This window comes from Pantoea sp. 18069, from assembly GCF_902706035.1.
Taxonomy (GTDB): Bacteria; Pseudomonadota; Gammaproteobacteria; order Burkholderiales; family Burkholderiaceae_C; genus Comamonas.
The window spans coordinates 70,229-77,027 of sequence record NZ_CACSJA010000025.1; the positions used below are offsets into that span (position 1 = coordinate 70,229).

Annotated in this window: 7 protein-coding genes; 5 read left to right on the plus strand and 2 right to left on the minus strand. The window is 66.7% G+C overall.

The genetic code is table 11. The features are described from left to right. Positions 1 to 15: 15 nt before the first annotated feature. From fdhD to miaB, 3 genes are all read left to right on the plus strand, one after another. Positions 16 to 906: a formate dehydrogenase accessory sulfurtransferase FdhD gene (gene fdhD / locus GVL12_RS18225; RefSeq protein ID WP_159916633.1), complete on the plus strand. Its 891-nt coding sequence runs from the start codon at positions 16 to 18 to the stop codon at positions 904 to 906. A gap of 76 nt (positions 907 to 982) precedes the next feature. Then, the gene (locus GVL12_RS18230; RefSeq protein ID WP_159916636.1) at positions 983 to 1,357 is read left to right on the plus strand and encodes a hypothetical protein; all 375 of its coding nucleotides are present in this window, start codon (positions 983 to 985) and stop codon (positions 1,355 to 1,357) included. Between the two features lie 51 nt (positions 1,358 to 1,408). Continuing rightward, on the plus strand, positions 1,409 to 2,737 hold the full coding sequence (gene miaB, locus GVL12_RS18235) for a tRNA (N6-isopentenyl adenosine(37)-C2)-methylthiotransferase MiaB (protein ID WP_159916639.1): 1,329 nt from the start codon (positions 1,409 to 1,411) through the stop codon (positions 2,735 to 2,737). A 72-nt stretch (positions 2,738 to 2,809) separates the two neighbouring features. Here the strand turns inward: miaB and GVL12_RS18240 are convergent, their stop codons facing one another. Next, positions 2,810 to 3,352 (minus strand): C40 family peptidase, encoded by a 543-nt coding sequence (locus GVL12_RS18240; RefSeq protein WP_159916642.1) that lies wholly within the window; start codon positions 3,350 to 3,352, stop codon positions 2,810 to 2,812. 274 nt (positions 3,353 to 3,626) lie between these two features. Then, the gene (ffh, locus tag GVL12_RS18245) at positions 3,627 to 5,024 is read right to left on the minus strand and encodes a signal recognition particle protein (protein WP_159916658.1); all 1,398 of its coding nucleotides are present in this window, start codon (positions 5,022 to 5,024) and stop codon (positions 3,627 to 3,629) included. 380 nt (positions 5,025 to 5,404) lie between these two features. On the opposite strand from ffh, the gene GVL12_RS18250 reads away from it, so the two are divergent. Beyond that, positions 5,405 to 6,205, plus strand: a complete 801-nt coding sequence (locus tag GVL12_RS18250) for an inner membrane protein YpjD (RefSeq protein WP_159916645.1) — start codon at positions 5,405 to 5,407, stop codon at positions 6,203 to 6,205. A 324-nt stretch (positions 6,206 to 6,529) separates the two neighbouring features. Beyond that, the coding region (locus GVL12_RS18255; RefSeq protein ID WP_200843621.1) for an RRXRR domain-containing protein at positions 6,530 to 6,799 on the plus strand (270 nt) is incomplete at its 3' end.

The window sequence follows — 6,799 nt, forward strand, 5'->3', positions numbered from 1 at the left end:
GGCCGATAATGCGCCATGCCTTCCGCTGTCTCCCCCCTGCCTTTCGTCGCACCGCTGAGCGAGCACGCGGTCGCGCTGCACCGCCTGCCCGGCGCCGGGCTCGCGCCCACGGTGCTCGCCCAGCAGCGCACGCTGGCCAGCGAAGTGCCGATCGCGCTGGTGTTCAATGGCATTTCACATGCGGTGATGCTGGGCACGCCGCTGGACCTCGAAGACTTTGCGCTGGGCTTTGCGCTCAGCGAAGGCCTGATCGACAGCGCGGCCGACTGCTTTGGCGTCGACGTCGCGCCCGTGGCGGCCAGCGCCGCCGGCCTGCCCGAGGGCATGGACGGCATGGAAGTGCAGGTCGAGATTTCCTCGCGCTGCTTTGCGCGCCTCAAGGACCACCGGCGCAGCATGAGCGGGCGCACGGGTTGCGGCGTCTGCGGTGTCGAGAGCTTCGCTGCGCTCGACCTGTCGTTCGCGCCGCTGCCCGCGCGCGCCTGGGTGGGCGGCATCGATCTGCCCGTGGTGCTGCGCGCCATCGAGGCCCTGCGCGACAAGCAGTTGCTCAATGCCCGGGCCGGCGCCATCCACGCGGCCGGCTGGGCGCTGCCCGACGGCCAGCTGTGCGATGTGGTCGAGGACGTGGGCCGGCACAACGCGCTCGACAAGCTGCTCGGGCGGCTGGCGCGCACCGGCCGGCTGGGCGAGGCGGGCTTTGTCGTGCTGTCGAGCCGCGGCAGCCATGAGCTGGTGCGCAAATGCGCCAAGCTCGGCGTTGCGGCACTGGCGACGATCTCCGCGCCCACGGCCATGGGCGTGCGCATGGCCGAGCTCACGGGACTGCGCTTCTGGGGCCTGTGCCGCGCGCCCGGCGCCGTGCTGTATGCGCCCGGCGCGGGCCAGCCGGCGATCGCCAGCTAGCCGCACATTGCCCCAGCGCGCCACTGCGCCGTGGCCAACTCCGTAGAATCGCGGCCTCAGCCACTGGATATACACCATGCACCGCTGCCCCCTTTTCCCTTTGCCGCGCGCACTCGCGGCCAGCTTCGCGCTGCTGGCCGCCAGCGCCTGGCTGCCGGCCCAGGCCCAGACCGCGGCCGCCGTCACGGCGCCCGCCGCCGGCACGCGCAATTTCCCGCCCGATGCCCAGCGCGGCAAGCTGGTCATAGGCACCATGCCCGAAGTCACGCTCAACGGCAAAGCCATGCGCACCACGCCGGGCTTTCGGCTGTTCAGCACCGAAGGACGGCTGCTCATGGCCCACACGCTGGCCGGCCAGCCGCTGCTGGTCAACTTCGTGATCGAGCCCAGCACCCAGTGGCTGCATGCCGCCTGGGTGCTGACACCGCAGGAAGCCGCGCTCAAACGCTGAGCGGCTCCGGTCACGCCGGCTGCGCCCGCCCCTATTTACGAGAGTCCCACGATGTCCAAAAAAGTATTTATCAAAACCTTCGGCTGCCAGATGAACGAGTACGACTCGGACAAGATGGCCGATGTGCTGCACGCCGCCCAGGGCTACGAGCCCACGCAGAATGTCGATGAAGCCGACCTGATCCTGTTCAACACCTGCTCGGTGCGCGAAAAGGCGCAGGAAAAAGTCTTCAGCGATCTGGGCCGCATCAAGCACCTCAAGGAAAAAGGCGTGCTGATCGGCGTGGGCGGCTGCGTCGCGAGCCAGGAAGGAGCGGAAATCATCAAGCGCGCGCCCTATGTGGACGTGGTCTTCGGCCCGCAGACGCTGCACCGCCTGCCCGACCTGCTCAACGCGCGCGCCGCCAAGGCCAGGCCCCAGGTCGACATCAGCTTTCCCGAAATCGAGAAGTTCGACCACCTGCCGCCGGCGCGCGTGGAAGGCGCCTCGGCCTTCGTGTCCATCATGGAAGGCTGCTCCAAGTACTGCAGCTACTGCGTCGTGCCCTATACGCGCGGCGAGGAAGTCAGCCGTCCGTTCGACGACGTGCTGGTCGAGGTCGCGGGCCTGGCCGACCAGGGCGTGAAGGAAGTCACGCTGCTGGGCCAGAACGTCAACGCCTATCTGGGCAAGATGGGCGACACCCAGGAAATCGCTGATTTCGCGCTGCTGCTCGAATACGTCAGCGAGATCCCCGGCATCGAGCGCATCCGCTACACCACCAGCCACCCCAACGAGTTCACGCCGCGGCTGATCGAGGCCTATGCCAAGCTGCCCAAGCTGGTCAGCCACCTGCACCTGCCGGTGCAGCATGGCTCGGACCGCATCCTGATGGCGATGAAGCGCGGCTACACCGCTATGGAATACAAGAGCACGGTGCGCAAGCTGCGCGCGATCCGCCCGGACCTGGCGATGAGCAGCGACTTCATCGTCGGCTTCCCCGGCGAGACCGAGGAAGATTTCCAGAAGATGATGAAGCTGATCGCCGACGTGCGCTTCGACAACTCGTTCAGCTTCATCTTCAGCCCGCGCCCGGGCACGCCCGCCGCCAACCTGCACGACGACACGCCGCACGAAGTCAAGCTGCGCCGCCTGCAGGAGCTGCAGGCCGTGATCAACCGCAACATCAAGGACATCAGCGAAGAGCGCGTGGGCACGGTGCAACGCCTGCTGGTCGAAGGCATCAGCAAGCGCGACGGCAGCGAACTCATGGGCCGCACCGAATGCAACCGCGTGGTCAACTTCGCGGGCCAGGAGCGGCTGATTGGCCAGATGATCGATGTCACGATCACCGAAGCCAAGGCCTATACGCTGCGCGGCGAAGTGCTGGTACGGCATTGAGTGATTTGCGCGCGCGGTGCAGAAACTGACGTGCCCCTCGCAAGGGGCACCGAGCAAGCGCCTCAGGGGGCGCTATGTGAACACCGTTCGCGCTTCGGTAAACCGCTTGCGGAAGTAAACGTTGTCCATGCCCACCACGCGCACAATGCCGCCGCTCGACGGCGCATGCACAAAGCGGTCGCCGCCGACATAGATGCCCATGTGCGAATAACGCCCGCCCGAGGTATTGAAGAACACGAAATCACCGCGCCGCAGGTCCCTGCGGGCGATGGCGCTGCTCACCGTGGCCCACTGGCTGGTGCTGCGCGGCAGCCGCTTTTCGGTGATGCCCTGCAGCGCGTACTGCACCAGCCCGCTGCAGTCGAAACCGCCTTCGGGCGTGTTGCCGCCATAGGTATAGGGCGTATTGACCACGAGCATGGTGCGCGCGTAGAGCGCATCGCGCAGCCCGCCATCGATCGCCAGAGGCGGTGTGCTGCGTGGGGCGGCGGCGCCGCCGGCGCTGCGCCTGGCGGGGGCGGAGCTGCACCCCGCGAGCGTGGCCGCGGCGACCAGCGCCGCGGACAGCAGAAGCCGGCGCGGCGGCGCGGCGGAGGGCTCGGGCATCGTTTGCATGCGGCCATTATGGGCAAGGGCCGGGCAAGGACCAAATCGGAGGGTTTGAATGGCCAAGTGAAGGGGCGTCTGAATGCTGCCACTTCAGCAGGCTCAGGACAAGCAACTCAAGAAACCGGCGCGCCCTAGCATGGGGGCACCGAGCCCTTCGACAAGCTCAGGACGCCGCCCCGCAGCGAGGGTACCGTGCCTAGCCGGCCGCCCCCCTCCACCGAAGGTTGAGAGGGGGAAGCGGGGGCCCGCCCAGGGCGTCAGCCGCTCAGGGGGTGCTTTACTAGAACGGCAGCTTGGGCATGCCGCCGCCCCCACCACCCATCATCCCCTTCATGGCCTTCATGCCGCCCATGCGCTTCATCATCTTCATCAGGCCGCCGCCTTTCATCTTCTTCATCATGTCCTGCATCTGCTCGAATTCCTTGAGCAGGCGGTTGACTTCCTGCACCTGCACGCCCGCGCCCATGGCGATGCGCTTCTTGCGCGTGGCCTTGATCAGTTCGGGCTTGCTGCGTTCGCGCGCGGTCATCGAGCAGATGATGCCTTCCTTGCGGCGCATTTCGCGCTCGGCCTTGTCCATGTCGACCTGGCCGGCCTTGGCCGACATCTGGCTGGGCAGCTTGTCCATCAGGCTCGACAGCCCGCCCATCTGCTTCATCTGCTGGATCTGACCGAGGAAGTCGTTGAGATCGAAGCCGTCGCCACTCTTGACCTTGGCGGCCAGGCGCTGCGCGGCTTCCATGTCTACGCCGGCCGTGACCTGCTCGACCAGCGCGACGATGTCGCCCATGCCCAGCACACGGCCCGCATGGCGCTGCGCGTCGAACACTTCGAGGCCGTCGAGCTTTTCCGACACACCGGCAAACTTGATCGGCGCGCCCGTGATCTGGCGCACCGACAGCGCCGCGCCACCGCGCGAGTCGCCGTCGAGCTTGGTCAGCACGATGCCCGTGAGCGGCAGCGCTTCCTTGAAGGCCTTGGCGGTGTTGATCGCATCCTGGCCCTGCATCGCATCGACGACGAACAGGGTTTCGACGGGCTTGAGCGCAGCGTGCAGCTCCTGGATTTCACGCATCAGCACTTCGTCGATCGCCAGGCGCCCGGCGGTGTCGACCAGCAGCACATCGAAGAAGTGGCGCTTGGCGTAATCGAGCGCGGCGCGCGCGATGTCCAGCGGCTTCTGGTCGGGCGTGCTCGGGAACCATTCGGCACCGGCCTGGGCCGTGACGGTCTTGAGCTGCTCGATGGCCGCGGGGCGGTAGACGTCGCCCGAGACCGTCAGCACCTTCTTCTTGCGCTTTTCGATCAGGTGCTTGGCGAGCTTGGCCGTGGTCGTGGTCTTGCCCGCGCCCTGCAGGCCGGCCATCAGGATCACGGCCGGCGGCTGGGCGTTGAGGTTGATGTCGCTCACGCCCTCGCCCATGGTCGCGGCGAGTTCGGCGTTGACGATGGACACCAGCACCTGGCCGGGCTGCAGCGAGGACAGCACTTCCTGGCCCAGCGCCTTTTCCTTGACGCGCGCAATGAAGTCGCGCACCACGGGCAGGGCCACGTCGGCTTCGAGCAGGGCCATGCGCACTTCGCGCAGCATGTCCTGCACGTTGGACTCGGTGATGCGGGCCTGGCCACGCATCTCCTTGACGAGGCGCGAGAGTTTTTCGGTAAGAGCGGAGGCCATAAGCAGGAAGTCCCGGTAGGTGCTGCGGCCCGCCAGGAACGGCAGGTCGGGGGTCGGACCGCGCCGCGTGGCGCGCAAAGGCGGCAGCATGCAAGAGTGAAGGGACGGATTTTACCCGCTGGACCGGTTCGCGGGCGCGGCCCATGCCCCTGGCTGTGCGGGTCGCGAGGAGATTGGCGGCGCGTACGACGCGTGTACGATTTGATACAGGCGAAGAACGGGCGTTTGTCCGGCATGCCCGTGCCTTGGTACGCGCCGCCCTGCGCTTTCGTCAGAGACCCAACGGCCCGTTTCGCGACGAACACGGCCAGTTCACGGGGCTGCTGGAACGGGGCGGGCCTGCGCCGGTCTATCATTGAACGATGGTTTCCTTTGCCTCCATGCATACTCCTTATCCGGCCCTGACCTGGTTCCTGGCCCTGGCCGCGGCCTGCGCCTACGCGATTCCCGCCGCGCGCATCGGGGAAACCGCCGCGCGCACCGCGCTGGGCATTGCCTGGGCGCTGCACGCGGCGTTTCTCGCCTGGGGGCTGCTGGGCGCGACCCCGCACTTCGGCTTTGCCACCGCCCTGTCGATCACCGCCTGGCTGATGCTCACCGTCTACGGCGTCGAGCAGCAGCTGTACCCGCAACTGCGCACGCGCGCGCTGCTCGGGCTGCTGGGTGCGGCCGCGGTGGTGCTCGCCGCGCTGTTTCCCGGCAAGCCGCTGCAGGTGAACTCCTCGGCCTGGCTGCCGCTGCACCTGGCGCTGGGCATTGCCTCGTACGGACTGTTCACCGCCGCCGTGGTGCATGCGACCTTGATGAACCATGCGGAAAAACGCATACGCCTCGCGGCCGACCAGGACAGCGGCATTCCGCTGCTCACACTCGAGCGGCTCACGTTCCGCTTCGTCGCCGCGGGCTTCTGGCTGCTCACGGCCACGCTGCTCGCCGGCTGGCTGTTCAGCGAAGCGCTGTACGGCCGTGACTGGCGCTGGGACCACAAGACCATTTTCTCGCTGCTGGCCTGGCTGACCTTTGCCACGCTGCTGATCGGACGCGCGCGCTTTGGCTGGCGCGGCCGCCATGCGGTGCATGTGCTGTACGCGGGCGCATTGCTGCTGCTGCTGTCGTACGCCGGCTCGCGTTTTGTCATGGAAGTTTTGCTGGAACGTTTTGCGTCAATTACCCCGCCCTAAAAGACGGGGCTTGGAACTGAAAGGAATCAAGCCAGATTGACCAGGGAAAGCGGTACCCAACCCGCTGCGTCGATAACAGGTCGTTCAGACGCACCAGCGAATGCTTCCTCAGTTCGCTGCTCTGCAAGGTCCGGATCATGCAGGACAAAGGTAAAGGTCCGAAGGTCTGGATCGCAGCCCGCAAGGGCTGGAGCCGGTTGTCGACATTCCCGAGGGGAGCGGGTTCGTGAGAAATCACGCGCCCCGTCACCAGGCCCGTAAGGGCTGACTGCTGGAAAGACAGCCTGGCTGCACAGATTGCAGCGCTTGTGATCAGGAGTCGATGTGGCGGTTTTTGTGTTGGACATCCATGGCAAGGCTTTGATGCCGTGCACCGAAAAGCGCGCCCGGCTGTTGCTGGACCGCGGCCGGGCGCGCGTGCATCGCCTCCTGCCTATGGTCGTCCGACTGGTCGACCGTCAGGCCGGCGACTGCGAATTCCAGCCTCTGCGTCTGAAAATCGACCCGGGGAGCAAGACTACGGGGCTCGCGCTGGTCCGCGAGGTGGCGGCAGTGGACGCTTTGACTGGCGAAGTCCAGCTGGGCGTAGCCGTG

Coding starts and splice junctions, on each gene's coding strand:
- fdhD (WP_159916633.1), top strand. CDS start 16: ATGCCTTCCGCTGTCTCCCCCCTGCCTTTCGTCGCACCGCTGAGCGAG.
- GVL12_RS18230 (WP_159916636.1), top strand. CDS start 983: ATGCACCGCTGCCCCCTTTTCCCTTTGCCGCGCGCACTCGCGGCCAGC.
- miaB (WP_159916639.1), top strand. CDS start 1,409: ATGTCCAAAAAAGTATTTATCAAAACCTTCGGCTGCCAGATGAACGAG.
- GVL12_RS18240 (WP_159916642.1), bottom strand. CDS start 3,352: ATGCAAACGATGCCCGAGCCCTCCGCCGCGCCGCCGCGCCGGCTTCTG.
- ffh (WP_159916658.1), bottom strand. CDS start 5,024: ATGGCCTCCGCTCTTACCGAAAAACTCTCGCGCCTCGTCAAGGAGATG.
- GVL12_RS18250 (WP_159916645.1), top strand. CDS start 5,405: ATGCATACTCCTTATCCGGCCCTGACCTGGTTCCTGGCCCTGGCCGCG.